The 25,454-nt window shown below is 63.7% G+C and carries 39 protein-coding genes; 3 read left to right on the top strand and 36 right to left on the bottom strand.

What is annotated here, in order from left to right; translation table 11 throughout:
* Window positions 1-2: 2 nt before the first annotated feature.
* The 34 genes from AC1DQQ_RS04995 to AC1DQQ_RS04830 all read right to left on the bottom strand — a co-directional run bounded on the left by AC1DQQ_RS04995 (window position 3) and on the right by AC1DQQ_RS04830 (window position 21,700).
* Window positions 3-737 (bottom strand): hypothetical protein, encoded by a 735-nt coding sequence (locus AC1DQQ_RS04995; protein WP_478044415.1) that lies wholly within the window; start codon window positions 735-737, stop codon window positions 3-5.
* Between the two features lie 183 nt (window positions 738-920).
* Complete coding sequence (locus AC1DQQ_RS04990) at window positions 921-1,982, bottom strand: DNA-directed RNA polymerase subunit alpha (protein WP_066583937.1); 1,062 nt, start codon at window positions 1,980-1,982, stop codon at window positions 921-923.
* A 97-nt stretch (window positions 1,983-2,079) separates the two neighbouring features.
* Window positions 2,080-2,469 carry a 30S ribosomal protein S11 gene (gene rpsK, locus AC1DQQ_RS04985; protein WP_066583941.1) on the bottom strand — a complete coding sequence of 130 codons (390 nt, stop codon included), beginning with the start codon at window positions 2,467-2,469 and terminating at the stop codon, window positions 2,080-2,082.
* Between the two features lie 54 nt (window positions 2,470-2,523).
* Window positions 2,524-2,892: a 30S ribosomal protein S13 gene (gene rpsM, locus AC1DQQ_RS04980; protein WP_066803677.1), complete on the bottom strand. Its 369-nt coding sequence runs from the start codon at window positions 2,890-2,892 to the stop codon at window positions 2,524-2,526.
* Between the two features lie 199 nt (window positions 2,893-3,091).
* Window positions 3,092-3,373, bottom strand: coding sequence for a hypothetical protein (locus AC1DQQ_RS04975; protein WP_478044414.1), 282 nt, complete (start codon window positions 3,371-3,373; stop codon window positions 3,092-3,094).
* A 56-nt stretch (window positions 3,374-3,429) separates the two neighbouring features.
* Complete coding sequence (locus tag AC1DQQ_RS04970; RefSeq protein ID WP_478044413.1) at window positions 3,430-3,987, bottom strand: SRPBCC family protein; 558 nt, start codon at window positions 3,985-3,987, stop codon at window positions 3,430-3,432.
* Window positions 3,988-4,229: 242 nt separating this feature from the next.
* Window positions 4,230-4,880: an adenylate kinase gene (locus AC1DQQ_RS04965; RefSeq protein ID WP_478028740.1), complete on the bottom strand. Its 651-nt coding sequence runs from the start codon at window positions 4,878-4,880 to the stop codon at window positions 4,230-4,232.
* Window positions 4,881-4,911: 31 nt separating this feature from the next.
* Entirely contained in the window at window positions 4,912-6,276 is a 1,365-nt protein-coding gene (gene secY / locus AC1DQQ_RS04960) for a preprotein translocase subunit SecY (protein ID WP_478028739.1), read from the bottom strand.
* 122 nt (window positions 6,277-6,398) lie between these two features.
* The gene (gene rplO, locus AC1DQQ_RS04955; protein WP_478028738.1) at window positions 6,399-6,953 is read right to left on the bottom strand and encodes a 50S ribosomal protein L15; all 555 of its coding nucleotides are present in this window, start codon (window positions 6,951-6,953) and stop codon (window positions 6,399-6,401) included.
* Window positions 6,954-7,166: 213 nt separating this feature from the next.
* Window positions 7,167-7,367, bottom strand: coding sequence for a 50S ribosomal protein L30 (gene rpmD, locus AC1DQQ_RS04950; RefSeq protein WP_066583962.1), 201 nt, complete (start codon window positions 7,365-7,367; stop codon window positions 7,167-7,169).
* Between the two features lie 5 nt (window positions 7,368-7,372).
* Window positions 7,373-8,125: a 30S ribosomal protein S5 gene (gene rpsE / locus AC1DQQ_RS04945; protein WP_478044411.1), complete on the bottom strand. Its 753-nt coding sequence runs from the start codon at window positions 8,123-8,125 to the stop codon at window positions 7,373-7,375.
* A 2-nt stretch (window positions 8,126-8,127) separates the two neighbouring features.
* On the bottom strand, window positions 8,128-8,484 hold the full coding sequence (rplR, locus tag AC1DQQ_RS04940) for a 50S ribosomal protein L18 (protein ID WP_478044410.1): 357 nt from the start codon (window positions 8,482-8,484) through the stop codon (window positions 8,128-8,130).
* Window positions 8,484-9,017, bottom strand: coding sequence for a 50S ribosomal protein L6 (gene rplF / locus AC1DQQ_RS04935; RefSeq protein WP_066803654.1), 534 nt, complete (start codon window positions 9,015-9,017; stop codon window positions 8,484-8,486). The genes rplR and rplF overlap by 1 nt, the downstream gene beginning before the upstream one ends.
* Window positions 9,017-9,412 (bottom strand): 30S ribosomal protein S8, encoded by a 396-nt coding sequence (rpsH, locus tag AC1DQQ_RS04930; protein ID WP_066583973.1) that lies wholly within the window; start codon window positions 9,410-9,412, stop codon window positions 9,017-9,019. The genes rplF and rpsH overlap by 1 nt, the downstream gene beginning before the upstream one ends.
* Before the next feature lie 10 nt (window positions 9,413-9,422).
* Complete coding sequence (gene rpsN / locus AC1DQQ_RS04925) at window positions 9,423-9,728, bottom strand: 30S ribosomal protein S14 (RefSeq protein WP_066803651.1); 306 nt, start codon at window positions 9,726-9,728, stop codon at window positions 9,423-9,425.
* A 19-nt stretch (window positions 9,729-9,747) separates the two neighbouring features.
* On the bottom strand, window positions 9,748-10,332 hold the full coding sequence (gene rplE, locus AC1DQQ_RS04920; RefSeq protein ID WP_066803647.1) for a 50S ribosomal protein L5: 585 nt from the start codon (window positions 10,330-10,332) through the stop codon (window positions 9,748-9,750).
* On the bottom strand, window positions 10,325-10,642 hold the full coding sequence (gene rplX / locus AC1DQQ_RS04915) for a 50S ribosomal protein L24 (RefSeq protein ID WP_066803644.1): 318 nt from the start codon (window positions 10,640-10,642) through the stop codon (window positions 10,325-10,327). Before rplX ends, rplE begins: the two co-directional genes overlap by 8 nt.
* On the bottom strand, window positions 10,642-11,010 hold the full coding sequence (rplN, locus tag AC1DQQ_RS04910) for a 50S ribosomal protein L14 (protein ID WP_066583980.1): 369 nt from the start codon (window positions 11,008-11,010) through the stop codon (window positions 10,642-10,644). The genes rplX and rplN overlap by 1 nt, the downstream gene beginning before the upstream one ends.
* A 143-nt stretch (window positions 11,011-11,153) precedes the next feature.
* On the bottom strand, window positions 11,154-11,426 hold the full coding sequence (gene rpsQ / locus AC1DQQ_RS04905) for a 30S ribosomal protein S17 (protein ID WP_066583982.1): 273 nt from the start codon (window positions 11,424-11,426) through the stop codon (window positions 11,154-11,156).
* Between the two features lie 10 nt (window positions 11,427-11,436).
* Window positions 11,437-11,640: a 50S ribosomal protein L29 gene (gene rpmC, locus AC1DQQ_RS04900; RefSeq protein WP_066583985.1), complete on the bottom strand. Its 204-nt coding sequence runs from the start codon at window positions 11,638-11,640 to the stop codon at window positions 11,437-11,439.
* Between the two features lies 1 nt (window position 11,641).
* Window positions 11,642-12,076, bottom strand: a complete 435-nt coding sequence (rplP, locus tag AC1DQQ_RS04895; protein ID WP_066816142.1) for a 50S ribosomal protein L16 — start codon at window positions 12,074-12,076, stop codon at window positions 11,642-11,644.
* 12 nt (window positions 12,077-12,088) lie between these two features.
* Window positions 12,089-12,796, bottom strand: a complete 708-nt coding sequence (gene rpsC / locus AC1DQQ_RS04890) for a 30S ribosomal protein S3 (RefSeq protein WP_478044409.1) — start codon at window positions 12,794-12,796, stop codon at window positions 12,089-12,091.
* The gene (gene rplV / locus AC1DQQ_RS04885) at window positions 12,796-13,173 is read right to left on the bottom strand and encodes a 50S ribosomal protein L22 (RefSeq protein ID WP_066803635.1); all 378 of its coding nucleotides are present in this window, start codon (window positions 13,171-13,173) and stop codon (window positions 12,796-12,798) included. The genes rpsC and rplV overlap by 1 nt, the downstream gene beginning before the upstream one ends.
* Window position 13,174: 1 nt before the next feature.
* A complete protein-coding gene (gene rpsS / locus AC1DQQ_RS04880) occupies window positions 13,175-13,453 on the bottom strand; it encodes a 30S ribosomal protein S19 (protein WP_066803633.1) in 279 nt (92 codons plus the stop codon).
* Between the two features lie 6 nt (window positions 13,454-13,459).
* Entirely contained in the window at window positions 13,460-14,311 is an 852-nt protein-coding gene (gene rplB / locus AC1DQQ_RS04875) for a 50S ribosomal protein L2 (RefSeq protein WP_066583996.1), read from the bottom strand.
* Window positions 14,311-14,634, bottom strand: coding sequence for a 50S ribosomal protein L23 (locus tag AC1DQQ_RS04870; protein ID WP_066803631.1), 324 nt, complete (start codon window positions 14,632-14,634; stop codon window positions 14,311-14,313). The genes rplB and AC1DQQ_RS04870 overlap by 1 nt, the downstream gene beginning before the upstream one ends.
* Window positions 14,627-15,256: a 50S ribosomal protein L4 gene (gene rplD / locus AC1DQQ_RS04865; protein WP_066803629.1), complete on the bottom strand. Its 630-nt coding sequence runs from the start codon at window positions 15,254-15,256 to the stop codon at window positions 14,627-14,629. The genes AC1DQQ_RS04870 and rplD overlap by 8 nt, the downstream gene beginning before the upstream one ends.
* A 2-nt stretch (window positions 15,257-15,258) precedes the next feature.
* On the bottom strand, window positions 15,259-16,014 hold the full coding sequence (gene rplC, locus AC1DQQ_RS04860; RefSeq protein ID WP_066803626.1) for a 50S ribosomal protein L3: 756 nt from the start codon (window positions 16,012-16,014) through the stop codon (window positions 15,259-15,261).
* Window positions 16,015-16,318: 304 nt separating this feature from the next.
* Entirely contained in the window at window positions 16,319-16,627 is a 309-nt protein-coding gene (gene rpsJ, locus AC1DQQ_RS04855; protein WP_007406109.1) for a 30S ribosomal protein S10, read from the bottom strand.
* A gap of 161 nt (window positions 16,628-16,788) precedes the next feature.
* Complete coding sequence (tuf, locus tag AC1DQQ_RS04850; RefSeq protein ID WP_066803623.1) at window positions 16,789-17,982, bottom strand: elongation factor Tu; 1,194 nt, start codon at window positions 17,980-17,982, stop codon at window positions 16,789-16,791.
* A gap of 111 nt (window positions 17,983-18,093) precedes the next feature.
* A complete protein-coding gene (fusA, locus tag AC1DQQ_RS04845; protein WP_478028734.1) occupies window positions 18,094-20,190 on the bottom strand; it encodes an elongation factor G in 2,097 nt (698 codons plus the stop codon).
* Window positions 20,191-20,310: 120 nt separating this feature from the next.
* Entirely contained in the window at window positions 20,311-20,781 is a 471-nt protein-coding gene (gene rpsG / locus AC1DQQ_RS04840; RefSeq protein WP_478028733.1) for a 30S ribosomal protein S7, read from the bottom strand.
* A 66-nt stretch (window positions 20,782-20,847) separates the two neighbouring features.
* Complete coding sequence (gene rpsL / locus AC1DQQ_RS04835) at window positions 20,848-21,219, bottom strand: 30S ribosomal protein S12 (RefSeq protein WP_022691828.1); 372 nt, start codon at window positions 21,217-21,219, stop codon at window positions 20,848-20,850.
* 223 nt (window positions 21,220-21,442) lie between these two features.
* Window positions 21,443-21,700, bottom strand: a complete 258-nt coding sequence (locus AC1DQQ_RS04830; protein ID WP_478044407.1) for a hypothetical protein — start codon at window positions 21,698-21,700, stop codon at window positions 21,443-21,445.
* Between the two features lie 61 nt (window positions 21,701-21,761).
* Here AC1DQQ_RS04830 and AC1DQQ_RS04825 point away from each other — a divergent pair, with 61 nt between their 5' ends.
* Window positions 21,762-22,520 carry a hypothetical protein gene (locus AC1DQQ_RS04825; RefSeq protein ID WP_478044406.1) on the top strand — a complete coding sequence of 253 codons (759 nt, stop codon included), beginning with the start codon at window positions 21,762-21,764 and terminating at the stop codon, window positions 22,518-22,520.
* Between the two features lie 55 nt (window positions 22,521-22,575).
* Complete coding sequence (locus AC1DQQ_RS04820) at window positions 22,576-23,064, top strand: bactofilin family protein (protein ID WP_478028731.1); 489 nt, start codon at window positions 22,576-22,578, stop codon at window positions 23,062-23,064.
* Window positions 23,065-23,074: 10 nt separating this feature from the next.
* On the opposite strand, the gene AC1DQQ_RS04815 is transcribed toward AC1DQQ_RS04820, so the two are convergent.
* Window positions 23,075-23,539, bottom strand: a complete 465-nt coding sequence (locus tag AC1DQQ_RS04815) for an MAPEG family protein (protein ID WP_478044404.1) — start codon at window positions 23,537-23,539, stop codon at window positions 23,075-23,077.
* 57 nt (window positions 23,540-23,596) lie between these two features.
* On the opposite strand from AC1DQQ_RS04815, the gene AC1DQQ_RS04810 reads away from it, so the two are divergent.
* Window positions 23,597-24,049, top strand: a complete 453-nt coding sequence (locus AC1DQQ_RS04810) for a GFA family protein (RefSeq protein WP_478041956.1) — start codon at window positions 23,597-23,599, stop codon at window positions 24,047-24,049.
* Here the strand turns inward: AC1DQQ_RS04810 and AC1DQQ_RS04805 are convergent.
* Window positions 24,046-25,446 (bottom strand): hypothetical protein, encoded by a 1,401-nt coding sequence (locus tag AC1DQQ_RS04805; RefSeq protein ID WP_478044403.1) that lies wholly within the window; start codon window positions 25,444-25,446, stop codon window positions 24,046-24,048. The genes AC1DQQ_RS04810 and AC1DQQ_RS04805 overlap by 4 nt on opposite strands.
* Window positions 25,447-25,454: the final 8 nt, after the last annotated feature.

The following is a 25,454-nucleotide window of genomic DNA, read 5'->3' as shown; positions in this document are numbered from 1 at the left end:
TGTTATTTCCCCTTCTCTTGTGAAGCTTGTTGCAAAGCGGATGGCGCGCCCGCCGACGCAGGGACAACCGCGGGCGCGGCGGCTGTGGCGGGCGTCGGAACGATCGCAGGGCCCGCCTGCGGCCCGGTCGTCGCTTCCAGAATGCTGACCGATCCCGGCGCGATGCTGAAGGCTTCGGCGGTCTTGGCGTCGGCGATCGTCCCTGCCGGAATCAGCGACTGCTTGCCCTTCATGAACATGGCTGCAATGCCGGATATCGCGATTCCGACCGTGTTCGCGCTGTCGATGCGCGATTTTCCGTTCCCGTTCACCACAAGGCTGCGCAGCCGCAGCCGCTTATCGCCGATATCGAGATAGCGCGCCGCGAGGACGAGCTCGCCGCCCGCGCCGCCACCGCCACTGCCCTTGGCAAAAATAACCTCTCCCATCCCCGTCACGCCCGCGGGCACGATGGTCTTGCCGTCGATCATGATCGGATAGGCGAGCTTGATCGGAAACATCTGGCCGGTCTTGCTCAGCTTGCTTCCCATTTCCGCCAGCAGTTCGATCCGGATGGGCGTGAGCGGGGGGATGGTAACACAATCGGCACAGACTGGCGCGACAGCAACGTTAGCCGGTGCGAGCGGTGCCGCCTCGATCGCGTGCGATTGGACTGGCGGTAACACTGCCGGCGCGGGTGCGGTCTGCGCCACGGCGCACAGCGGAACGAGACTGCACGCGAGCGCAGCGTTACGCACAATTCGCTGATGCACTGAAATAACCCCCCGGATTCCCCGCTCGCAACCTATGATGTTACTTTATGACGAGCAAATGAATTCCGTCGGTTACGGGCAAAACGGGTAAAAAGAGAGGGGCTCCGCGTCGCCGCGAAGCCCCCTCATTTTCGTTCCGAAATCGAAAGGATAGGCCGCTGCTGCGGCTTAGCCCATGATCTCTTGCTCGAGCTTCTTGGCCATCTCTTCGATGTTCTCGGGCGGCCAGCCCGGGATTTCCATCCCGAGGCGGAGACCCATGCTCGACAGCACTTCCTTGATCTCGTTGAGCGACTTGCGGCCGAAATTCGGCGTGCGCAGCATCTCGGCTTCGGTCTTGCCGACCAGATCGCCGATATAGATGATGTTGTCGTTCTTGAGGCAGTTGGCCGACCGCACCGACAGTTCGAGCTCGTCGACCTTCTTGAGGAGGTAACGGTTGATCTGCTGGGTATCGCCCGACACGCCGGTATCCGACGGTGCCGCGGCGACGCCGATCGGCGCCGAGCGGGTGATCGCCGAATCGTCGAAGTGGACGAACAGCGCCAGCTGGTCCTGCAGAATGCGCGCGGCGTAAGCGAGCGCGTCCTCCGGGGTCACCGTGCCGTCGGTTTCGACCGTCAGCGTCAGCTTGTCGTAGTCGAGTTCCTGCCCGACGCGGGTGTTCTCGACCTTGTACGACACCTGGCGAACCGGCGAGTAGAGCGCGTCGACCGGGATCAGACCGATCGGCGCATCGGCCGGACGGTTGGCAACCGCGGCGACATAGCCCTTACCGACATCGGCGGTCAGCTCCATGTTGAGTGTCGCGCCCTCGTCGAGGTGACAGATCACCAGGTCGGGGTTCATCACTTCGATGTCACCCGACACGGCGATGTCGCCGGCCTTGACCTCGGCCGGACCGGTGGCCGCGAGCTGGAGACGACGCGGGCCTTCACCCTGCATCTTCAGCGCGATCTGCTTCACGTTGAGCACGATGTCGGTCACGTCCTCACGGACGCCGGCAAGCGAGCTGAACTCGTGCAGCACATTCTCGATCTTGATCGAAGTGACCGCCGCGCCCTGAAGGCTCGACAGCAACACGCGACGCAGCGCGTTGCCAAGGGTCAGACCAAAACCGCGCTCGAGCGGCTCGGCAACGAAGGTCGCCTTGCTCTTCCCATCGCCGCCCTTCTTTTCGAGCGCGTTGGGCTTCTTCAATTCCTGCCAGTTCTTTGCATTGACAGACACGGGGGCTTCCCTCTGTTGGGCCGGGGGTGGGGGTAACCCCTGCGGCCGTGGGCGAATGCCGGCGCAGCGCGATCAACCGCGCGCCGGCCAGACGAATTCAGACGCGGCGACGCTTGGACGGGCGCACGCCATTGTGCGGGATCGAGGTAACGTCGCGGATCGAGGTGATCTGGAAGCCAACCGCTTGCAGCGCGCGAAGCGCCGATTCACGGCCCGAACCCGGACCCTTGACCTCTACTTCGAGCGTGCGGACGCCGTGTTCGGCGGCCTTGCGGCCGGCGTCCTCGGCGGCAACCTGCGCCGCGTACGGGGTCGACTTGCGCGATCCCTTGAACCCCATCATCCCGGCGGACGACCAGCTGATCGCATTGCCCTGGGCATCGGTGATGGTGATCATGGTATTGTTGAAGCTGGCGTTCACATGGGCGACGCCGGCGGTGATGTTCTTGCGTTCGCGCCGACGAAGGCGCTGCGGTTCACGTGCCATTTTTCTATCCTAACCTTCGAAGCTGGAAGTAGCGGTGCGGATGAGCGCCCCTGCTTACTTCTTCTTGCCGGCGATCGGCTTGGCCTTGCCCTTGCGAGTGCGCGCATTGGTGTGCGTGCGCTGGCCACGGACCGGCAGACCCTTGCGATGGCGCAAGCCGCGATAGCAGGCCAGATCCATCAGGCGCTTGATGTTCATCGCGGTCTCGCGACGAAGATCGCCTTCGACCATATAGCCGGCGTCGATCGCTTCGCGGATCTGCAGCACTTCCTGGTCGGTCAGGTCCTGAACGCGGCGCTCGGGCGCGATGTTCAGCTTCGTGGTGATTTCCTTGGCTTTGGCCGGGCCAATGCCGTGGATATACTGGAGCGCGATCACTACGCGCTTGTTGGTCGGGATGTTGACACCCGCAATACGTGCCATGAAATTTATTCTCCTAGCTCCACGGGATACGGCATGGCTGCCACGTACCCCATCTCATCGCGATCCCCGAAACGCACGACAGCGGCGGACGCAGGCAAGCGCCGCCGGTCAGCCGGTGTATCGGAAGGGCGTTCACTTAGGGTCGAGTCGCTACGCTGTCAAGCGCGGCTGCGGGCGGAATGCGCCAGTCGGCCGCGCTTCAGCGGACGTCGGTGGCGGCATAGCGATCGTCATCGCCTCGTCCCCGTCCATAACTGAGATCGCCGGTGTCGGGAAGTGTATCGGCGGGCTGGACGAAGGACGCGTCGACGATCTCGGCGTTGCGATCCGCCCCGTCCGCCGCCGCGGCAAGATTGGCGTAGAACGGGTTCATCTCGGCCACCGTCTGATTGCCCGCCAGGATGCCGGTCCCGACTGCTGCCAGCACGCCCAAGCCAAGCCCCAGCGCCCAACGATTGCCGCCATCGACACGCACGGCCATCCTCCTTTCCAATGCCCGCAAGCATCGAACGCGAGAAGGAAGATCGGCGTTCCCGGTTATTTCTTGTCGTCTGGGCCGACCGGCGCGGGTGGCGGCGCCTCCGCCGCGGCCTTGAGTCCGTCCAGCTGGGTGCCGAGCACGCCGTCGACGAGCGGCGCGAGCTTCTCGAACCCGGTCGGTGAATAGCCGCCGGCGACATAGGTCATCTTGACCTTGGTTGCCTTGTCGCCCTCCGGCGACAGTTCGAACGTCAGTGTCGCGACGATCGCCTCACCCTGGAGCGGGCCGAACGCGCCTTCCATCCGCAGCATCTTGCCCTTGTCGACGAAGATCAGCCGCGCATGCTGGACACTGCCCCTGCCCGGCAGTTTCTCGCAGAAGCAGCCGGTCGCCTGGCTGTCGATATAGAGATTGGCGGAATCGCCCGACCAGGTGTGCCCCTTCGACCACCAGCGTTGTGGCGCACGCAACGTCTCCCACACCGTGTCGGATGAGGCGTCGATCGTGACGGTCTTTTCGACGACAAACCCCGCAGCTTCGGCTTTGACGACATCGGCGATGGCGGGTGTTGTGACGATCGCAAACAGAATGGTGGCAATTGCGGTGCGGAACATGGCGGATCCCCCTCAGGATGGCGGGAGACTATCGTGCCACAAGCTATCCGTCACTCCGCCGACCCCCCCCCCCGTCACCCCAGCCACTTCCGTCATCCCAGCGCAAGCTGGGATCTCAAGCGACGGCGCGATCGCTTTGTAACCTTGTGACCCCAGCTTTCGCTGGGGTGACGGGAGGGTGTTTCGCTGGGATGACGACTATTTGCCGGGGGGATGAAGGTCGAGCCTCCGGCCCTATCGCCTTACTTCCCGTCGAGCGCCGCCGCTACCGCCCTGCTGACGTGATCGATATCCGCCATGCCGTCGACCCGCGCCAGGATGCCGCGAGCTTCGTAGATCGGGATGATCGGCGCGGTCTTGCCACGATATTCGGCCATCCGGGTGCGGACGGTTTCCTCATTATCGTCGGGGCGGCGCTTGAATTCGGTCGAGCCACAGACGTCGCAGACACCGGCGACCTTGGGCTGCTTGAATGTGTCGTGATAGCCCTCGCCGCACTTGGCGCAGGTGTAGCGGCCGGTGATCCGCTCGACGAGCGCGTCCTCGTCGACGGTCAGCTCGATCACGCGGTCGAGCTTGCGACCGCGATCGGCGAGCAATTGGTCGAGCGCTTCGGCCTGCGCGGCAGTGCGCGGATAGCCGTCGAAGATCGCCCCCTCGCCCGCCGTCATCTGGTCGAGTCGTTCGCCGATGATGCCGGACACGACGTCGTCGGGCACCAACTCGCCGGCATCCATGATCGCCTTGGCCTTGAGGCCGGTCGGCGTCCCCGCCTTCACCGCGGCACGCAACATGTCGCCAGTCGACAACTGGACCATGCCGCGGTCGGCAACGAGCTTCGCCGCCTGGGTGCCCTTGCCGGCGCCCGGTGGGCCGAGGAGGATGATGTTCACGCCGATCTACTCCCTGTTGGCGCCGCCCCTCTTAACGGAGGCGGCCGCCCTTCAACTTCGCCTTCTTGATGAGATCGCCATATTGGTGCGCCAGCAGATGCGACTGGATCTGGGTCACCGTGTCCATCGTCACGTTGACCACGATCAGCAAGCTGGTGCCACCGAGGTAGAAGGGGATCTTGAGCGCGGACACGAGATATTCGGGCACCAGGCAGATTACCGCCAGATAGGCCGCGCCGATCACCGTGATGCGCGTCAGCACATAATCGAAATAGGCTTCGGTGTTCTTGCCTGGGCGGATGCCGGGAATGAACCCGCCATAGCGCTTCAGATTGTCCGCGGTCTCTTCCGGATTGAACACCACGGCGGTGTAGAAGAACGAGAAGAAGATAATGCCCAGTCCGTACAGTGTCATGTACAGCATCGAGCCGTGCTGGAGGTACTGATTGAGGCCGATGACGACATCGCCCCACCAGGTATCGCCCTTGACCTTGTTGCCCGCGAGCTGAGTGATGGTCAGCGGCATCAGCAGCAGCGACGACGCGAAGATCGGCGGGATCACGCCGGCGGTGTTGAGCTTGAGCGGCAAGTGGCTGCGATCGGACTGGACGCCGCGCTGGGTTTGTCGCTTTGGATATTGGATCAGGATGCGCCGCTGCGCGCGCTCCATGAAGCAGATGAACAGAATGATCGCAACGACCGCCACGATGATCCCGATCACCTGGAAACTGTCCATGCTGCCGGTGCGGCTGCCATTGACCAGATTGTAGATGTTGGTCGGCATGTTGGCGACGATGCCGGCCATGATGATCAGCGAAACGCCATTGCCGATGCCGCGGCTGGTGATCTGCTCACCCAGCCACATCAGGAACATCGTGCCGCCGATCAGGCTGATCACCGCGCCGACGCGGAATAGCATGCCGGGTTCGACCACCGCCTGGATGCCCGAATTGGCGCCATAAGCTTCAAGCCCGACGGCGATAAACCAACCTTGCACCGCAGTCAGCGCGACGGTGCCGTAGCGGGTATATTGGTTGAGCCGCTTGCGCCCGCTCTCACCCTCTTTCTTGATCGCGGCGAGCGTCGGCGACAGCGAGGTCGCGAGCTGCACCACGATCGAGGCGGTGATGTAGGGCATCACGCCGAGTGCGGTCAGCGACATGCGCTTGAGCGAGCCGCCCGAGAAATTGTTGAAGAAGTCGAGCACGCCGCCATTCGTCTGGTTCGACAGCACGCCAAGCGCGGTCGGATCGACGCCCGGCAGCGGGACGTAGCTCAGCAGGCGGAAGACGATCAGCGCGCCGATCGTGAACCACAGCCGCTTCTTGAGGTCGGTCGCCTGGGCGAACTTGGAAAGATTGAGCCCTGAGGCCAGACTGTCGGCTGCGGATGCCATTTATTTGATCGTCCCGAAATAAAAACGGCGGAGATGCGTGTCCCGCGCCCCCGCCGCTCATATAGGCGCCCATTCGGCCTTGTCACCTATCGCCCGTCGCACAAGCGACGGACCGGTGTGGATTACTTCTTCGCGGCAGCCTGCTTGGCTTCCTTGTCGGCCTTGCGCTCGCGATACTTGACGCCCTTCTTGGCGGCAGCCTTGTCGGCGGCGGAGACGAGCTCGATGACCTCGACCTTGCCGCCGGCCTTCTCGACCGCCTCGATCGCACCCTTCGACGCGCCGGCGACCAGGAAGCTGAGCTTGGCAGTCACTTCGCCCTTGCCGAGCAAACGGACGCCGTCCTTGCCGCCACGCGCCAAGCCAGCAGCCTTCAGCGCGGCGTGGTCGATCGTGCCCTTGGCGTCGAGCTTGCCAGCATCGACCGCCTTCTGGATCGCGCCGAGATTCACCTCGGCATGGTCCTTGGCGAAGATGTTGTTGAAGCCGCGCTTCGGCAGACGCATGTGGAGCGGCATCTGGCCGCCCTCGAAGCCCGCGATCGAAACGCCTTCACGGCTCTTCTGGCCCTTCTGGCCACGACCGGCGGTCTTGCCCTTGCCCGAGCCGATACCACGGCCGACGCGGATCTTGCGATGGCGCGCGCCCTGGTTGTCGCGCAGTTCGTTCAGTTTCATATCGTGCACTCGCTTTCGCTTTTGTCGCGCAAGCTCCCGCGAGGGAGCTTTATCCCCTCTCCCGCTTGCGGGAGAGGTACGGAGACTTGGCAGCTTGCTACCTAGTCGAGGTGGTGAGGGTCTTCTTTCTTCTTCGTGACCGCAACGCCGCGGAGAAGAAGAAAGAAGACCCTCACCCAACCCTCTCCCGCAAGCGGGAGAGGGCTAGATGGGTTACTCGGCGACACTCACCATGTGAGCGACTTTCTTGATCATGCCGCGAACCTCGGGCGTGTCCTTCAGCTCGACCGTCCGGTGCATCTTGTTGAGGCCCAGACCGATTAGCGTGGAACGCTGGTCCTTGGTGCGGCGGATCGGCGAACCGGTCTGGGTGATTTTCACCGTACCGGTCGCTGCTTCCTTCTTGGCTGCCATGTCGATTACTCCGCGATCGCCAAGGCTTCAGCCTCGGCGACGCCCTTGTCGGCGCCGCTGCGGCCGAGCAAGTCGGCGATCTTCTTGCCGCGCCGCTGCGCAACCGACTTCGGCGAAGTCTGGTCACCCAACGCCTCGAAAGTGGCGCGGATCATGTTGTAGGGGTTCGACGTGCCGACCGACTTGGTCACCACGTCGGCGACGCCGAGCGATTCGAACACGGCGCGCATCGGACCGCCGGCGATGATGCCGGTACCCTGCGGCGCCGAACGCAGCGTGACCTTGCCCGCACCGAAATGGCCATTGCCATCATGGTGCAGCGTACGGCCTTCGCGCAGCGGAACGCGGATCATGTGCTTCTTGGCAGCGGCGGTCGCCTTGGAGATCGCCTCCGGCACTTCGCGCGCCTTGCCATGACCGAAGCCGACCCGACCCTTGCCGTCGCCCACGACGACCAAAGCCGCGAAGCCGAAGCGCTTACCGCCCTTCACCGTCTTCGAGACGCGGTTGATGTGGACGAGCTTTTCGATCAGCTCTTCGCCGCCATCGTCGTTGCCCTGGCCACGACGATCGTCGCGACGTCCGCCACGGCCGCCGTCACGGCCGCCACGATTGCCGCCACCGCCGCCCGGGCCGCCACGGCCACGACCGCCGCGATTGCCACCACCACGGCCACCCTGCGGCGCCTCATGGGTCGTCGCTTCGGCCGCAGGCGCATCGACGGGCGCGTCGACCGTCGGGTTGGTTTCGTCAGCCATTCTCAGAACTCCAGTCCGGCTTCACGAGCCGCATCGGCCAGCGCCTTGACGCGGCCATGAAACAGGAAGCCGCCGCGATCGAACACGACCTGCTTGACCCCGGCCTTCACCGCGGCTTCCGCCACGCRCTTGCCGACCTGGGCCGCGGCGTCGATGTTCGCGCCCGACTTGTCGCGCACGTCCTTTTCCAGGCTCGATGCGGCGGCAACGGTCTTGCCGTTCTCGTCGTCGATCACCTGGGCATAGATGTGCTTGCCCGAACGATGCACCGAGAGGCGCGGACGCCCGCCGCCACGCGAACGAAGCGCGGTGCGATTGCGCCGACGGCGCTTCTCGAAAAGCGAAAGACCCTTGGTCATTACTTCTTCTTCCCTTCCTTACGGAAGATGTACTCGCCGTCGTACTTGATGCCCTTGCCCTTGTACGGCTCGGGCTTACGCCAGCGGCGGATCTCGGCGGCCAGCTGGCCGACCTTCTGCTTGTCGGCGCCCGAAATCTCGACCGTCGTGTTGTCCGGGGTAGCGACCGTCAGGCCCTCCGGCACGTCGATATCGACATCGTGGCTATAGCCGAGCTGCAGCTTCAGCCTTTTGCCCTGGGCATTGGCGCGGTAGCCGACGCCGGTGATCAGCAGCTTCTTGGTGAAGCCGTCGGTCACGCCGGTCACCAGGTTCTGCACCAGGGTGCGCTGCATGCCCCAGAACGCGCGAGCGCGCTTGGTCTCGTTGGCCGGCTTGACGCCGATCGAGTCCGCCTGGACGTCGTAGATGACCTCATCGGCCATCGGCATGCTGAGGGTGCCCTTGGGGCCCTTCATGCTGAGCGTACCGTCGGCGACCGTGGCGGTGACACCGCTCGGAATCGCGACAGCCTTTTTGCCAATGCGGCTCATCAGAATACCTCCGCCAGCACTTCGCCGCCGACATTCTGCTCGCGTGCTTCGGCATCCGAGAGCACGCCGCGCGGCGTCGAGACGATGGTGATGCCCAGGCCGTTCATCACGCGCGGCAGTTCCTGCGAACCGCTATACACGCGACGGCCCGGCTTCGAGACGCGCGCGACATGCTTGATGGCCGGCTGGCCCTCGAAATATTTGAGCTCGATACGGATGCCCTTGGCGGGCCCCATCTCTTCCTCGGAATAACCGCGGATATAGCCCTCGCGCTGGAGAACATCGAGCACGCGGACGCGCAACTTCGACGCCGGCGAAAGGACCGAGTCCTTGCGCGCGCGCTGGCCGTTGCGGATGCGGGTGAGCATGTCACCCAGGGGATCGGTCACTGCCATCTTCGTGTCCTTACCAGCTCGACTTCGTGACGCCGGGGATCAGGCCCTTGTTGGCCAGTTCGCGCAGCTGCACACGGCAGAGTCGGAATTTGCGGTAGTAAGCGCGGGGACGGCCCGTCACTTCGCAACGATTGCGGATGCGGGTCGGATTCCCGTTGCGGGGAATCTCGGCCATCTTCAGCCGCGCGATCAGACGCTCGGTTTCGTCGAGCGACTTGTCGTTCGCCTGCGCCTTCAGCTTCGCATAGCGGTTGGCATATTTCACCACCAGCTTCTTGCGACGCTCATTCTTGTTCACGGAACTCAGTTTCGCCATGACTTAAGTTCTCTTTCCCTTATGCCGCCTGCTTCGCTTCGCCGTCCGCCTCGATGGGGAACGGGAAACCGAAGAGACGGAGGAGCTCGCGAGCCTCATCATCGGACTTCGCGGTGGTGGTTACGATGACGTCCATGCCGCGCACCTTGTCGATGCGGTCATAGTTGATCTCCGGGAACACTAGCTGTTCCCTGAGGCCCATCGCGTAATTGCCGCGACCGTCGAACGACTTCGGGTTGAGGCCGCGAAAGTCGCGAACGCGCGGGAGCGCGATCGTGATGAAGCGATCGAGGAATTCGTACATGCGCTCACGGCGAAGGGTGACCTTCACGCCGATCGGCATGCCTTCACGCAGCTTGAACTGCGCGATCGACTTCTTCGCCTTGGTGATCACCGGCTTCTGGCCCGCGATCAGCTCCATCTCGGAAGCGGCCTGCTCGACCTTCTTCTTGTCCTGGGTCGCCTCACCGACGCCCATGTTCAAGACGATCTTCTCGAGCCGCGGCACTTCGAGCGCATTTTTGTACCCGAACTTCTCGGTCATCGCCTTGACGATCACGTCGTCATAGCGCGCCTGCATGCGAGCCTTGTACTTGTCAGCCATCGATCTTCTTCCCGGTCTTTACCGCGACGCGGACCTTCTTGCCGTCCTTGCCCGTTTCGAAACGGACGCGGGTCGGCTTGCCGTCCACGACATGGGCAACCTTCGACACGTGCATCGGCGCTTCCGAGCGATCGAGACCACCCTGAGGGTTGGTCTGGCTCGGTTTGACGTGACGGACGTGCACATTGACACCCGAAACGACGACCTTGCCGTCCTTCGGCATCGCCTTGACGACCTCACCGGTGCGCCCCTTGTCCTTACCGGACAGGACGATCACCTGGTCGCCCTTCTTGATCTTCGCAGCAGCCATTACAGCACCTCCGGAGCCAGGCTGATCACCTTCATGTGACCACGGGCACGCAGTTCGCGCACGACCGGGCCGAAGATGCGGGTGCCGATCGGCTCCTCGTTCTTGTTGACCAGGACGGCCGCGTTCGAATCGAAGCGGATCACCGAACCGTCAGGACGGCGGATGTCCTTGGCGGTACGCACGATCACCGCGCGGTGAACGTCGCCCTTCTTCACTCGGCCGCGAGGCTGCGCTTCCTTGACGCTGACGACGATGATGTCGCCAACGCCGGCCGTGCGACGCTTCGAGCCGCCCAGCACCTTGATGCACTGCACCCGCTTCGCGCCGCTATTGTCAGCGACGTCGAGATTGGATTGCATCTGGATCATCGATCCGGTTCCTTCTCGTTTGGCCTACCGGGACTGGCCCGGCGGTTCCGTTTTCATCCCGACCGTCATGCCAGCGAAAGCTGGCATCTCAGGCCGTATCTCAACTCGCCAGAGACCCCAGCTTTCGCTGGGGTGACGGGCAATTAAGCGTCGACGTCGACCCGCTCCGGCGTCGCGTGGGTGTCAACCCGCTCGATCACCTTCCAGGTCTTCAGCTTGGAGATCGGCGCGGTCTCTTCGATCCGCACGGTTTCACCCTGCTTGTATTCGTTGCCCTCGTCATGGGCGTGATACTTCTTCGAGCGGCGGATGATCTTGCCGTAGAGCGCATGCTTGACCTTGCGCTCCACGTTCACGACCACCGTCTTGTCGCCCTTGTCCGAGACGATCTGCCCGGTCAGCACGCGCTTCGGCATGTCCGTTTCCTTACTTTGCCGCAGCGCGCGAACGCGCGGTCTGCAGGGTCTTGATGCGAGCGATGTCGCGGCGAACTTCACGCACGCGGCTCGGCTTCTCCAGCTGGCTGGTCGCAGCCTGGAAGCGGAGGTTGAATGCCTCGCGCTTCAGATTGCCCAGTTCCTGGTCGAGCGTCTGCTCGTCCATGCCGCTATAATCGATCTTGTTCGCCATCTTACTCGCCTCCGAGGTGCGAGGTGTCGCCGAGGCGCGCCACGACCTTCGTCTTGATCGGCAGCTTCATCGCCGCGCGCTCGAACGCTTCCGCCGCGAGCGGGCCGGGAACGCCGTCCAGCTCGAACAGAATGCGGCCGGGCTTGACCCGCGCTGCCCAGAATTCCGGCGAACCCTTACCCGAGCCCATGCGGACTTCGGCCGGCTTCGACGAGACGGGAACGTCCGGGAAGATGCGGATCCACAAGCGCCCCTGGCGCTTGATGTGACGCGTGATCGCGCGGCGAGCCGCCTCGATCTGGCGCGCGGTGATCCGCTCCGGCTCCATCGCCTTCAGCCCGTAGGAGCCGAAGTTCAGCGTCGCGCCGCCCTTGGCGTCGCCGTGAATCCGGCCCTTGAACGCCTTGCGGAACTTGGTGCGTTTTGGTTGCAGCATGTCCTGTTGTCCTTAGCGGCGGTCGTCGCGCGCCGGGCGCACGCCGGAGGTCTGAGCCTCCATCATCAACCGCTCTTGCGCCATCGGGTCATGGCCGAGAATCTCGCCCTTGAAGACCCACACCTTGACGCCGCAGACACCGTAAGCGGTGTGCGCCTGCGCTTCGGCATAATCGAGATGCGCGCGCAGCGTGTGCAGCGGCACCCGGCCCTCACGATAGCTTTCGGTCCGCGCGATCTCGGCGCCGCCGAGACGGCCGCCGCACTGCACGCGGATGCCGTCGGCACCCAGGCGCATCGCCGACTGCACCGCACGCTTCATGGCGCGACGGAAGGCGATACGACGCTCGAGCTGGTCGGCAATGCCTTGCGCGACGAGCTTGGCGTCGATCTCTGGCTTGCGGATCTCGACGATGTTCAGCGACACGTCCGAGCCCGTCATCGAGCCGAGCTTGCGCCGCAGCTTTTCGATGTCGGTGCCCTTCTTGCCGATGATCACGCCGGGGCGTGCCGCATAGATCGACACGCGGCACAATTTGGCCGGACGCTCGATCACGACCTTCGAGATCGCCGCCTGGGGCAGCGTGTCGACGATGTACTTGCGGATCTTGAGGTCCTCGAGGAGGAGCTTGCCGTATTCCTGACCTTCCGCGAACCAGCGGCTGTCCCAGGTACGGTTGATCTGCAGGCGCAGGCCGATCGGATTGCTCTTGTGACCCATTATGCTTCTTCCTGCTCGCGGACGACGATGCGAAGGCGCGAAAACGGCTTCAGGATGCGGGTGGACTTGCCACGGCCGCGGGTCGCGAAGCGCTTCATCGTGATCGACTTGCCGACCGACGCCTCGGCGACGACGAGCGCGTCGACATCGAGGTTATGGTTGTTTTCCGCGTTGGCGATCGCCGAGGCGAGCACCTTGCGCGCATCGATCGCCATTCCCTTCTTGGAGAAAGCGAGGATGTTGAGCGCGTCGCCGGCCTTGCGGCCGCGGATCAGACCCGCGACGAGGTTGAGCTTCTGCGCCGACCCACGAATCTGGGTAGCGACGGCCAGCGCTTCCTTGTCGCCGACCTTGCGGGGAGACTTAGGCTTCGACATTTTAACGCTTGCCCTTCTTGTCGGCGGCGTGACCCGGGAAGTACCGGGTCGGCGCGAACTCGCCGAGCTTCATGCCGACCATGTCCTCATTGACCGACACCGGCACGAACTTGCGGCCGTTGTAGACACTGAAGGTCAGGCCGACGAACTGCGGCAGGATGGTCGAGCGACGCGACCAGGTCTTGATCGGGCCACTACGGGCAGTCGATTCCTGAGCGACTTCGGCCTTCTTGAGAAGGCTGAGGTCGACGAACGGACCTTTCCAAACGGAACGAGCCATGAGCGGTTAGCCCTTCTTCTTCGCGTGACGCGACCGGATGATGAACTTGTCGGTCTGCTTGTTGTGACGGGTGCGGGCACCCTTGGTCGGCTTACCCCACGGGGTGACCGGATGACGGCCGCCCGAGGTCCGGCCTTCACCACCGCCATGCGGGTGGTCGACCGGGTTCTTGGCGACGCCGCGCGTCAGCGGGCGGATGCCCTTCCAACGATTGCGGCCGGCCTTGCCGAGGTTGGTGTTCTGGTTGTCCGGGTTGGACACCGCACCGACCGTCGCCATGCAATCCGCCGGAATGTAACGCTGCTCGCCCGAGTTGAGGCGAACGATCACCATCCCGCGGTCGCGACCGACGACCTGGACATACGTTCCTGCCGACCGCGCGATCTGACCACCCTTGCCCGGCTTCATCTCCACATTGTGGACGATGGTGCCGACCGGCATCTGGCCCAGCTCCATGGCGTTGCCCGGCTTCACGTCGGTCTTTTTGCCCGCGACGACCTTGTCGCCGACGGCCAGACGCTGCGGCGCGATGATGTAAGCGACGCGATCCTTGCCGTCCTCACCCGCGCCATAGTTCACCAGGGCGATGAACGCGGTACGGTTGGGATCGTATTCGATCCGCTCGACGGTGCCGTCGACGTCCCACAGGCGGCGCTTGAAATCGATGATACGATAACGCTGCTTGTGACCGCCGGCGATGCCGCGCGAGGTGACATGACCCTTGTTGTTGCGGCCGCCGGTCTTGCGCTTGCCTTCGGTCAACGCCTTGACGGGCTTGCCCTTGTACAGCGCCGAACGGTCGACGAGGATCAAGCCACGGCGGGCCGGGCTCGTCGGGTTGTAATGCTTGAGTGCCATTACGCCTTGACCCCTTCGGTCACGTCGATCGACTGACCTTCCTTGAGGGTGACAATCGCCTTCTTCATGTCAGAGCGCGTATAGGGAGCGCCCTTCCACTTTTTGGTCTTGCCCTTCTGGACGATCGTGTTGACCTTCGATACGCTGACATTGAACAGCGCCTCGACGGCAGCCTTGATCTCCGGCTTGGTCGCGTCACCCGCAACCTTGAACACCACCGCGTTCTGCTCGCTGACGAGCGTCGACTTCTCGGTGATGTGCGGGGCGACGATCACGTCATAGTGACGGATGTCGACCGCGCTTTTGGTTGGCTTCTTAGCCATTGAAACGCGCCTCCAGCTTCTCGACCGCAGCGCGCGTCAGCACCAGCGTGTCATGCTTCAGGATGTCGTAGACGTTGGCGCCGGCGGCCGGGAGAACGTTGATCTCCCGAAGGTTGCCGGCGGCGAGCGCGAAGGTGTTCTCGACGGCGTCGCCATCGATCACCAGAGCGGTCTTGCCGAAGCCGATCTTCTCGAGATTGCCCTTGAGCGCCTTGGTCTTGCCGCCGTCGATGGCGATCGAGTCCATGACAATCAGCGACCCGGCCTTGGCATGGGTCGACAGCGCCATCTTGAGGCCGAGCGCACGGATCTTCTTGTTCAGCGACGGATTGAAGTCGCGAACGCGGGCGCCGTGAGCCTTACCACCACCGATGAAGATCGGCGCGCGGCGATCGCCGTGACGAGCGGTACCGCCGCCCTTCTGGCGACCATACTTCTTGCCGGTGCGGGCGACGTCGGCGCGCTCACGCGTGCCGCGTGCGGTCGCACGGCGCTTTTCGAGCTGCCAGGTGACGACGCGGTGCAGGATGTCGGCGCGCGGATCGAGACCGAAGACCTCGTCGTTGAGCTCGATGTCCGCGGCCTTCGCCTTGGCGTCGAAGGATTGAACCTTGACCTTCACGTTCAGCCCTCCTGGCCTTCGGTCGCCTCAGGGGCGTCCACCGTCTCGGCGGGCGTCTCTGCGGGAGCGTTGTTGCTGTTGGCGGCCTGCTTCAGCCCGGCCGGGAACGGCGCGTCGGCGTGGCGGGCGACCTTGACGGAGTCCTTGACGAACAGCCAGCCGCCCTTCGAGCCGGGCACGGAGCCCTTCACGAAGATCAGGCCGCGCTCGACGTCGGTACCGACGATCTCGAGATTTTGCTGGGTGCGATACTTGTCACCCATGTGGCCGGCCATCTTCTTGTTCTTGAAGACCTTGCCCGGATCCTGGCGCTGACCGGTCGAACCGAGCGAACGGTGCGAGACCGAGACGCCGTGCGTCGCGCGCAGACCACCGAAGCCCCAGCGCTTCATGCCGCCCTGGAAGCCCTTACCCTGGGTCTTGCCCTGGATATCGACGATCTGGCCGGCGACATAATGGTCGGCCGAGATTTCGGCGCCGACATCGAGCAAGCCATCCGCGTCAACGCGGAATTCCGCGACGATCGCCTTGGGCTCGACTTCCGCCTTGCCGAAATGACCGCGCTGCGGCTTGGCGACGTTCTTCGCCTTCGCCGTGCCGGCCCCGAGCTGAACGGCGGTGTAGCCGTCCTTATCAATTTCGCGACGGGAGATAACCTGCAGCCCTTCGAGCGACAGAACAGTGACCGGCACGTGGCGGCCATCGTCCTGGAACAGGCGGGTCATCCCCAACTTCTTCGCGATCACGCCAGTGCGCATGATCTGTTCACTCCATAACAGAGGCACCCAAGGGACCATCCCAAGGGTGCTTGTGACCGGCGACGAGCACCGATCGGTCCAGCCCGGAAATGCGAAGCGAGCCCCCGTCCCGGGCTGGGTGTTCGATGGCCTGAGCCAGGGAACGTGACGGGAGACGCTGTCCTGATCAGAAGATCAGCGGTATCTCTATTTGTCAGCGTCCCGCAGGACCGATTGGTCAACCGCGGGAGCAGCGCCGATAGTCGAAGCAGAGCGCCTCGTCAACCGGCCACCCCCGCTTTCGCGAGGGTTAGGCCAAACTCGCTCAGGCGAGCTTGATTTCGACGTCGACGCCCGCGGCGAGGTCGAGCTTCATCAGCGCGTCGACGGTCTGCGGAGTCGGCTGAACGATGTCCAGCATACGCTTGTAGGTACGCACCTCGAACTGCTCGCGCGACTTCTTGTCGATGTGCGGGCCACGGTTGACCGTGAACTTCTCGATGCGCGTCGGCAACGGGATCGGACCACGGATAAGAGCGCCGGTACGTCGGGCGGTGTCGGCGATGTCGCCGGTCGCCTGATCGAGCACACGATGATCGAACGCCTTCAGGCGAATGCGAATATTGCTGTCCATGGTTCCTACCGATGCCAAAGAGCGGGGCGGCTCCCCAAAACGGGGGCAGCCTCTTGCTGTTCAAACTAAACTGGAGGCGCGCGGATACAGGCGCTTCCTACAAAAAGCAACCGCCCCGGCGCCCTTTTTTTGGGCGCCGGGGCGGTCGTTTGGGGATCAGCTTACTTGCTGATGCCGCTGACGATGCCCGAACCGACGGTACGGCCACCCTCACGGATGGTGAAGCGCTGGCCGACGTCCATGGCGATCGGCGCGATCAGCTTCACGCCCAGCGCGACGTTGTCGCCCGGCATGACCATCTCGGTGCCGGCCGGCAGCTCGACAGTGCCGGTGACGTCCGTGGTGCGGAAGTAGAACTGCGGACGATAGTTCGCGAAGAACGGCGTGTGACGGCCGCCTTCGTCCTTCGACAGGACGTACACTTCCGAGTTGAAGTCGGTGTGCGGCGTGATCGAGCCCGGCTTGGCCAGAACCTGGCCACGCTCGACTTCTTCACGACCCACGCCGCGGATCAGCGCGCCGATGTTGTCGCCGGCCTGGCCCTGATCGAGCAGCTTGCGGAACATTTCAACGCCGGTGACGGTGGTCTTGCGGACGTCCGGGTGGATGCCGACGATCTCGACTTCCTCGCCAACCTTGACGATGCCGGTCTCGACGCGGCCGGTCACGACGGTGCCGCGACCCGAGATCGAGAACACGTCTTCGATCGGCATCATGAACGGCTTGTCGAGCGGACGCTCGGGCTGCGGCAGATATTCGTCGACCGCCTTCATCAGCTCGAGAACGGCTTCCTGGCCGAGCTTGGCGTCCGAACCGCTGAGCGCGGCAGTCGCCGAACCCTTGATGATCGGAATATCGTCACCCGGGAAGTCGTAAGCCGACAGCAGCTCGCGAACCTCGAGCTCGACGAGCTCCAGGATCTCTTCGTCGTCGACCAGGTCGACCTTGTTCATGAACACGACCATCGCCGGCACGCCGACCTGGCGCGCGAGCAGGATGTGCTCGCGGGTCTGCGGCATCGGGCCGTCGGTCGCCGACACGACCAGGATCGCGCCGTCCATCTGCGCGGCGCCGGTGATCATGTTCTTCACATAGTCGGCGTGGCCCGGGCAATCGACGTGCGCATAGTGGCGGTTGGCGGTCTCATACTCGACGTGCGCCGTCGAGATGGTGATGCCGCGCTCACGCTCTTCCGGCGCCTTGTCGATGTTGGCGAAATCGACTGCGGTGCCGCCGGTGGTCTCGGCCAGAACCTTGGTGATCGCCGCGGTCAGCGACGTCTTGCCATGGTCGACGTGACCGATGGTGCCGATGTTCATGTGCGGCTTGTTCCGCTCAAACTTTGCCTTCGCCATTTTTCCCTACCTTCTGGAAAATCGTTTCGTGGGCCCGCTATCGGGACTCGCGCGAAGGCGGCCCAATAGCGGGTGTTTTTCAGTAATGCCAGCCCCGCGCGCTCAAGCGCCTCAGGCCAGCTTCGCCTTCACTTCATCAGCCACGTTCTGCGGCACTTCGTCATAGTGCGAGAACTGCATCGAGTAGCTCGCGCGACCCTGGGTGAACGAGCGGAGCTGGTTCACATAGCCGAACATGTTGGCGAGCGGGACCATCGCCTCGACGGTCTGCGCGTTGCCGCGTGCGTCGGTGCCCTGGATCTGGCCACGGCGGCTGTTCATGTCGCCGATGACGTCGCCCAGATAATCTTCCGGGGTGACGACTTCGACCTTCATGATCGGCTCGAGCAGCTTGATGCCGGCCTTCTGGGCCGCTTCACGCATCGCGCCACGCGCGCAGATTTCGAACGCCAGCGCCGACGAGTCGACGTCGTGATAGGCGCCGTCGGTCAGGTGGACTTCGAAGTCGATGATCGGGAAGCCGATCAGCGATCCGGTTTCCGCCGTCTCGCGCATGCCCTTCTCGACCGAGGGGATATATTCCTTGGGAATATTGCCGCCCTTGATCTCGTCGAAGAACTGGAAGCCCGAACCACGCTCACCAGGGACCACGGTCACCTTGACGCGGCCGAACTGGCCCGAGCCGCCCGACTGCTTCTTGTGCGTGTAGTCGATATCGACCTTCTTCCCCAGATATTCGCGATACGCGACCTGCGGGGCGCCGACATTGGCCTCGACCTTGAACTCGCGCTTCATGCGATCGACCAGGATCTCGAGATGGAGTTCGCCCATCCCCTTGATGATGGTCTGGCCCGATTCGTGATCGGTCGACACGCGGAACGACGGGTCCTCGCGAGCGAGACGATTGAGCGCGACGCCCATCTTCTCCTGGTCGGCCTTGGTCTTGGGCTCCACCGACAGCTCGATGACGGGGTCCGGGAACTCCATCCGCTCGAGAATGATCGGCTTGTCGCCCGCGCACAGGGTGTCGCCCGTCGTAGTGTCCTTGAGACCAGCCAGCGCGACGATGTCACCAGCAAACGCCTCGGTGATGTCCTCACGGCTGTTCGCATGCATCAACAGCATGCGGCCGACCTTTTCCTTCTTGTCCTTGACCGAGTTGACCACCTGCGACGCCGCTTCGAGCTTGCCCGAATAGATGCGTGCGAAGGTCAGCGTGCCGACGAACGGGTCGTTCATGATCTTGAACGCCAGCGCCGAGAACGGCGCCTCGTCCGACGACGGACGCTCGTCCGGGGTCTCGCCGTCGAGCTTGACGCCCTTGATCGCGGGAACGTCGAGCGGGCTCGGCAGATAGTCGACCACGGCGTCGAGCAAGGGCTGGACACCCTTGTTCTTGAACGCCGAGCCGCACAGCACGGGCACGAACGAGAAGTTCAGCGTGCCCTTGCGGATCAGCTTCTTGATCGTCGCGGGATCGGGCTCTTCGCCTTCGAAGAACTTCTCCATGACGGCGTCGTCCTGCTCGACGACAGCCTCGATCAGCTCGGCGCGCGCGGCAGCGGCGGCGTCCTTCAGGTCATCCGGGATGTCCCGATATTCGAACTTCGCGCCCAGCGATTCCTCGAGCCAGATGATCGCGCGGTTCTGGACCAGGTCGACCAGACCCTTGAACCCGCCTTCGATACCGATCGGGAGATAGAGGACAAGCGGACGCGCGCCGAGACGATCCTTGATCATCTCCACGCAGCGCTCGAAATTGGCGCCGGTGCGGTCGAGCTTGTTGACGAAGCACATCCGCGGAACCTTGTACTTCTCCGCCTGACGCCACACCGTCTCAGACTGCGGCTCGACCCCGGCAACGCCGTCGAAGCACGCAACCGCACCGTCGAGCACGCGTAGCGAACGCTCGACTTCGATGGTGAAGTCGACGTGGCCCGGCGTGTCGATGATGTTGATGCGATGCTCTTCGCCGTTACCCTCTTCGGCGCGCCAGAAGCACGTGGTCGCAGCCGACGTGATCGTGATCCCGCGCTCCTGCTCCTGCTCCATCCAGTCCATCGTCGCGGTGCCTTCGTGCACTTCGCCGATCTTGTAGGACTTGCCGGTGTAATAGAGGATGCGCTCGGTCGTCGTCGTCTTGCCGGCGTCGATGTGCGCCATGATGCCGATGTTGCGATAGCGGTCGAGCGGATGGCTGCGGGCCATGGTCGTAGCTTCCTTGGAATGTGGGGAGCCGGCCGATCCGGCTGCCCGCTATGTAGGTAATTAAATTACCAATGCCAGATCACCGGCCCCGCCGCAGCGGAACCGGCCGATCCAGTCTTATTACCAGCGATAATGGCTGAAAGCGCGGTTCGCTTCGGCCATGCGATGGGTGTCTTCGCGCTTCTTGACCGCGTTGCCGCGGTTGTTCGACGCGTCGAGCAGCTCGCCCGACAGGCGAGCCGACATGGTGTTTTCCGAGCGCGAACGCGCGGCCGTGATCAGCCAGCGGATCGCGAGCGCCTGAGCACGCTCCGGACGAACGTCGACCGGAACCTGGTAGGTCGCACCGCCGACGCGGCGGCTGCGGACCTCGATGCCCGGCTTGATGTTGTTGAGCGCTTCGTGGAACACCGCGAGCGGGTCCTTCTTGGCGCGGGCTTCGACGGTGTCGAGCGCGGTATAGACGATGCCTTCGGCGACCGACTTCTTACCGTCCAGCATGACGCTGTTCATGAATTTCGACAGAACCTCATCCCCGAACTTGGGATCAGGCAGGATTTCCCGCTTTTCGGGACGACGACGACGAGCCATCTTGAACTTTCCTTTACAAACTTCAGCCGATCCGGAACCCGTCCGGGGCTTACTCTGGCTGTGTGATTACTTCGGACGCTTCGCGCCGTACTTCGAACGGCTCTGCTTGCGATCCTTCACACCCTGCGTGTCGAGCACGCCGCGGAGCACGTGGTAGCGCACACCGGGAAGGTCGCGCACACGGCCGCCACGGATCAGAACCACCGAATGCTCCTGAAGGTTGTGGCCTTCACCGGGGATGTAGCTGATGACCTCGCGCTGGTTGGTCAGGCGAACCTTGGCCACCTTGCGCAAAGCCGAGTTCGGCTTCTTCGGAGTCGTCGTATAGACGCGGGTGCAGACGCCGCGCTTTTGCGGGTTCTGCTCCATCGCAGGGACCTTCGACTTGGCCTTCTGCGGATCACGGCCCTTGCGGACCAACTGGTTAATCGTCGGCATGAAGCCCTTCACCTTTATGTTACCAGAGACGTCTGGCGGTTACTTTGCCGGGAGCCATTGTTAGCGAATACGAAAAAGGACCGAGGGAGCGCCTTTCGGCTTCCCGGGTCCGTGTCTTCCGGCAACGTTCAGCTCTTACTCGCGCGGCAAAACTGCCGAGTGAGCGGGCGCGCCTATAGACGGGGAGTCGGAAACGGTCAACGGGGGTGACGACGGTCGGTCATCAACGGGGTAACAAAGGCGTACTCAAAACAAAGATACCAAAAGCGAACCAGCCAGCGCCGACGAGGCGCATGCCCAGCACATAGCCCGGCATCTGGAGGTGCCGGGTTATCTGCGGATTCGCATATAGTTTTACCAACCAGTTCCGGATCGCCTGGGCACGGCAGAGCAATCCGAGCCCCAATGCCGCAATCGCGACAACTATCAGTCGGACAGCCCATTCCATATCGAAGCGATAATTCGATTTGGCGAAGGGCACCAGCCGCCTCTTCCGGCCTCGCCTTTACCGAGCGCTAACCGACGCACCGTAAAACGCCCCCATGCAGCGCGACGGCATCCACATTCCCGTTATGGCGGGTGCAGGCAGGCCAGCGCCTTATGCGATGATGCTGGCGCTCGCCGGCCTCGCCATTGCCAGCAGCCCGATCAACGCGACCTTGCTGCCCCTCATAGTCGGTTTCCTTATCACAAGGCGGACGCTTCGGCTCTGGTTGATCGCTCCCCTCACCTTCCTGCTCGCTGTGACCGCGCTTCGATTCGCCGGTCTGCCTTGGACCGATCTGTCGACAGTCTATGTTGGCCTGGCCGGCGCATCGCCGCGGCTGTCGAACGATGCGCCGTCGGTATGGGCGATCCTTCAGGCGCTGCCCTGGATCAATCACCTGCCCTTTGCCGGCCTCGCTTTGGCGTCGGGCATCGGCGCTGCCGCCTGGCTGACCGCGCGTTTCGCGTGGCGCCGCCCAAGCGATCGCGACCTGGTGGCGAACGGAACGGCGACAAGCCTCATCCTGGTCGGGTTGCTGCCCGGCATGCACTGGAACAGCTTCCTCCCGGTTACCGCGCTCGCCGTGATGACCGCGCTTCTGCTCGAGGACCGGAGATCCTGGACGGTCGCTGCCCTGGTCGTCACTGGAACGATGCTCGGGCTGGCCAGCCATCTGACCGGAATGGAAGTGTGGGCGATGGCAGGCGCAGTGCCGATGATCGGTGCCACTATGCTGCTCGGCCGCCAGTTCCTCGTCTCGCCCGCGAATGACAACGGCCTGCCGCTCAACCCGTTTCGCGCCTATCCCGCCTGATGCGGAGTTCGCTAGGCTGGCGCGCGAGACTCGGGATTCGCAAAGGGGGTATGGGATGTTCAACAAGCGGGACAACGCGCCGGCGTCGACCTATCAGCCCGCGGCCGCCACGGCGCGCCGGACCAACGGCAGCTCGGGTGCCGGCTTCTCGGTGATCGGTCCCGATGTCGTCGTGACCGGTAATGTCCGCGCTTCGGCTGATCTGCACATCGAGGGACGGATCGAGGGCGATCTCGATTGTGGCAGCCTGGTCGTCGGAAGCGAGGCGCTGATCCAGGGCCAGGTCCGCGCTGAGAATGCGCGCATCGCCGGTCGGATTGAGGGCGCGGTGTCGATCCGCCAACTGACGGTCGAAGCGGGTGCGCGGATCACCGGCGATGTCGAATATGAGACGATCTCGCTTGAAACCGGCGCCCATGTCGACGGTCGCCTGAAGCATTTCTCCGCGCAGGCCGCTGCGGCGGCTGCTACGGTCACGCCGGTGCTGGGCGCGCCGCGCGAATTCAAGATGATCGACGCGCCGAGCGAAGAGGAAGCAGCCTGACTCCCTGCGATTAGATCGTCATGTTGTCGATCGCCGCGTCATAAGCGGTTTGGGCGCCGGCGATATCGATCGCGAAGCCGATCCACATTGCCATGAGCACGATCACCGACACCCAGAAAGCGGGTGCGCGGACCGATATTTTGCGGAGGACAACGTGGCCGATGCTGTGGATCACGCGGAGCACGACATAGATCCAAGCCAATGCGACCTGCGCATGGCCGGCCTGATGCGTGATCAGCAATAGCGGGATAAGGGCGAAGAACAGCACCGGCGCTTCGAACAAGTTGCGGAGGTTGTTCGCGGGCATCTCGACCGGCTGGAAATAGCGCATCGCCGCTTCGCCCGTGGCGAGATCGTCGGGGCGCGGCGGGTTTCTCTTCATGTGACCAGTGCGCGCGACCGCTACCCACACCATCACCACGAAGCTGAGCGCCGCGAGCGCGATCGCCGGCCACAAGATCGCGAAAGTCTGCATCCTCTTTGCTCCCCTTATTTGTTAGGATCAGGCTGCCCCAAGGCATGGAGGAATGGAATGGCGAAGTGGACATTGCCGATGGAGGGAGGATGCCGCTGCGGCGAGGTTCGCTTCCGGATCAGTGCGCCGCCGATGTTCACCGGAATCTGCCATTGCGCCGGATGCCAGAAAATGACCGGCGGCGCCTATTCGACCAGCGTGGCAGTGCCGCGCGGGGGATTCGCGCTGATCAAGGGCGAGACGGTGATCGGCGGGTTGCATGGCGAACGGCTGCACCATCAGCACTGCGATCGCTGCAAGAGCTGGGTCTATACCGATTTCGAGCCCGACATGGGGTTCGTCAACGTGCGCGCGACGATGCTGGACGATCCGAGCTGGGTTACGCCATTCGTCCAGAGCTACACCAGCGAGGCCTTGCCCTGGGCGCTGGTCGATGCGCCGCATTCGTACGCGCAATTCCCGTCGATGGAAGAGTATCAGCCCTTGCTCGCCGAATTCGCCAGGCTTTAGCTCGCCAACATCTCGGGATAGCCGTTCGGCGCGAGCGGCAGGATAGCTCGCGCGGTTATGCAGCTTGCGATCACCAGCGCCAGTGAAAGCGCGCTCGCGACCAGCATACGCCGCGGCGGCCGCGTTTCGACGAACAGCAGGATGACACCGAGCGCAGCTGCGATCATCGGCCACAAATGGTAACGCAAGTCAGCGGCGATGCTGATCGCGATGAAGCTCGCCTCGAGCGCGAGTGCAGATATCACCAGGGCCAATGCCAGATCGCGCAACGGCGAGGCGGCACGCCGTAGCGCCTCGACCAACGCGGCTACGGCGAGCGCCAGCCAGGCGATCGGCCAGCCGAGTGGCGTATCGGCCAGCGCCTCAGTCGTTTCGATCCACCATGATGCCAGCGGCCCGGGATCACCCAGCCCCTGCGTATTGGGCTGGGATCGCGACGGCGGCCAAGCGTCCATCAGCCCCCGGCCAACCAGCCAACGCTGCGTCATGTTGAAATGCGCCAGTCGATGCTGGGCATAGGCGACCGGATGGCGGATCGCGGCATAAGCAAGTTGCAGATACATCGCGCCGACCGGCTGGGACGCCAGATCCTCGATTGCGTCCGCGCATGGGCCATCGCCCAGCGTATCCCAGAAATAGGTCTTCACGCACCGACCGCGCCGCAGCGCCGCGATTCCCGCCGGATCGATCCCGGTCGCGTCAGTATCCCCGGTACGCACCGCGATGGCCGCGAGATCGAACAGCGGTTCGGTCGCGCGCACGCCACTCGGCGCTGCGCCAAACAGGTCGGCGTCGATCAACGGGGTCAGCGCGACAATCGCGGCTATCCCCGCGAACGCCAGCAACAGCCGCGCTGGCCAGCCTCCACGCGGCAGCAGCATCGCCGCCAGCGGCACGGTCGCGAACAACGCATTGGCACGGACCAATGTCGCATAGCCCAACAGGAGGATCGCGATCGCCACAGCAACCAGCGGCACGCGCCTACCGCGAAGGCGCCACCATCCGACGATGCCGACCGCCGCCAGCATCGCGGCAACCATCTGAACGTCCTTGAGCACGGCCCATTGCCACACCGCAAAGCCGGGGAGCGCACCGACTGCCAATACCAGCACCGCCGCGCGCGGACGGTCGGTTCGCGCCAATCCGCCGGCGATCAAGCCGAGCCCCAGCCAATAAAGCGCAATCTGCAGGGCCATCATCGGGCCGGCGCCACCGCCTAGGACATGGAGCAGCGACCAGAGTCGCGCCATGACCGGCGGATGCCAGTCGTCATACCGGCCGCTCAATACCTGCCGGAATTGCTCGACGCTGTCATATTGGGCGAGCCCCGGCCATCCCGCCGCGATCATCGTCGCGGCGAGTAGCAATGCCGCCCATAAGGGCCAGAATCGACCCAATTTCCCCA

The organism is Sphingomonas sp. P4_G3 (assembly GCF_056401105.1).
This window is presented reverse-complemented; position numbering and strand designations above follow the sequence as displayed.

Coding starts and splice junctions, on each gene's coding strand:
- rpsK (WP_066583941.1), bottom strand. CDS start 2,469: ATGGCACGTGAACCGCAGCGCCTTCGTCGGCGCGAACGCAAGAACATC.
- rpsM (WP_066803677.1), bottom strand. CDS start 2,892: ATGGCACGTATTGCGGGTGTCAACATCCCGACCAACAAGCGCGTAGTG.
- AC1DQQ_RS04975 (WP_478044414.1), bottom strand. CDS start 3,373: ATGGCCGTGCGTGTCGATGGCGGCAATCGTTGGGCGCTGGGGCTTGGC.
- AC1DQQ_RS04970 (WP_478044413.1), bottom strand. CDS start 3,987: ATGTTCCGCACCGCAATTGCCACCATTCTGTTTGCGATCGTCACAACA.
- secY (WP_478028739.1), bottom strand. CDS start 6,276: ATGGCATCCGCAGCCGACAGTCTGGCCTCAGGGCTCAATCTTTCCAAG.
- rplO (WP_478028738.1), bottom strand. CDS start 6,953: ATGAAACTGAACGAACTGCGCGACAACCAGGGCGCGCGCCATCGCAAG.
- rpmD (WP_066583962.1), bottom strand. CDS start 7,367: ATGGCAGCCAAGAAGGAAGCAGCGACCGGTACGGTGAAAATCACCCAG.
- rpsE (WP_478044411.1), bottom strand. CDS start 8,125: ATGGCTGACGAAACCAACCCGACGGTCGACGCGCCCGTCGATGCGCCT.
- rplF (WP_066803654.1), bottom strand. CDS start 9,017: ATGAGCCGCATTGGCAAAAAGGCTGTCGCGATTCCGAGCGGTGTCACC.
- rpsH (WP_066583973.1), bottom strand. CDS start 9,412: ATGGCAGTGACCGATCCCCTGGGTGACATGCTCACCCGCATCCGCAAC.
- rpsN (WP_066803651.1), bottom strand. CDS start 9,728: ATGGCGAAACTGAGTTCCGTGAACAAGAATGAGCGTCGCAAGAAGCTG.
- rplE (WP_066803647.1), bottom strand. CDS start 10,332: ATGGCTGACAAGTACAAGGCTCGCATGCAGGCGCGCTATGACGACGTG.
- rplX (WP_066803644.1), bottom strand. CDS start 10,642: ATGGCTGCTGCGAAGATCAAGAAGGGCGACCAGGTGATCGTCCTGTCC.
- rplN (WP_066583980.1), bottom strand. CDS start 11,010: ATGATCCAGATGCAATCCAATCTCGACGTCGCTGACAATAGCGGCGCG.
- rpsQ (WP_066583982.1), bottom strand. CDS start 11,426: ATGCCGAAGCGCGTGCTGACCGGGCAGATCGTCTCGGACAAGGGCGAC.
- rpmC (WP_066583985.1), bottom strand. CDS start 11,640: ATGGCGAACAAGATCGATTATAGCGGCATGGACGAGCAGACGCTCGAC.
- rplP (WP_066816142.1), bottom strand. CDS start 12,076: ATGCTGCAACCAAAACGCACCAAGTTCCGCAAGGCGTTCAAGGGCCGG.
- rpsC (WP_478044409.1), bottom strand. CDS start 12,796: ATGGGTCACAAGAGCAATCCGATCGGCCTGCGCCTGCAGATCAACCGT.
- rplV (WP_066803635.1), bottom strand. CDS start 13,173: ATGTCGAAGCCTAAGTCTCCCCGCAAGGTCGGCGACAAGGAAGCGCTG.
- rpsS (WP_066803633.1), bottom strand. CDS start 13,453: ATGGCTCGTTCCGTTTGGAAAGGTCCGTTCGTCGACCTCAGCCTTCTC.
- rplB (WP_066583996.1), bottom strand. CDS start 14,311: ATGGCACTCAAGCATTACAACCCGACGAGCCCGGCCCGCCGTGGCTTG.
- AC1DQQ_RS04870 (WP_066803631.1), bottom strand. CDS start 14,634: ATGGCTAAGAAGCCAACCAAAAGCGCGGTCGACATCCGTCACTATGAC.
- rplC (WP_066803626.1), bottom strand. CDS start 16,014: ATGCGCACTGGCGTGATCGCGAAGAAGTTGGGGATGACCCGCCTGTTC.
- rpsJ (WP_007406109.1), bottom strand. CDS start 16,627: ATGGACAGCAATATTCGCATTCGCCTGAAGGCGTTCGATCATCGTGTG.
- tuf (WP_066803623.1), bottom strand. CDS start 17,982: ATGGCGAAGGCAAAGTTTGAGCGGAACAAGCCGCACATGAACATCGGC.
- fusA (WP_478028734.1), bottom strand. CDS start 20,190: ATGGCCCGCAGCCATCCGCTCGACCGCTATCGCAACATCGGCATCATG.
- rpsG (WP_478028733.1), bottom strand. CDS start 20,781: ATGGCTCGTCGTCGTCGTCCCGAAAAGCGGGAAATCCTGCCTGATCCC.
- rpsL (WP_022691828.1), bottom strand. CDS start 21,219: ATGCCGACGATTAACCAGTTGGTCCGCAAGGGCCGTGATCCGCAGAAG.
- AC1DQQ_RS04825 (WP_478044406.1), top strand. CDS start 21,762: ATGCAGCGCGACGGCATCCACATTCCCGTTATGGCGGGTGCAGGCAGG.
- AC1DQQ_RS04820 (WP_478028731.1), top strand. CDS start 22,576: ATGTTCAACAAGCGGGACAACGCGCCGGCGTCGACCTATCAGCCCGCG.
- AC1DQQ_RS04815 (WP_478044404.1), bottom strand. CDS start 23,539: ATGCAGACTTTCGCGATCTTGTGGCCGGCGATCGCGCTCGCGGCGCTC.
- AC1DQQ_RS04810 (WP_478041956.1), top strand. CDS start 23,597: ATGGCGAAGTGGACATTGCCGATGGAGGGAGGATGCCGCTGCGGCGAG.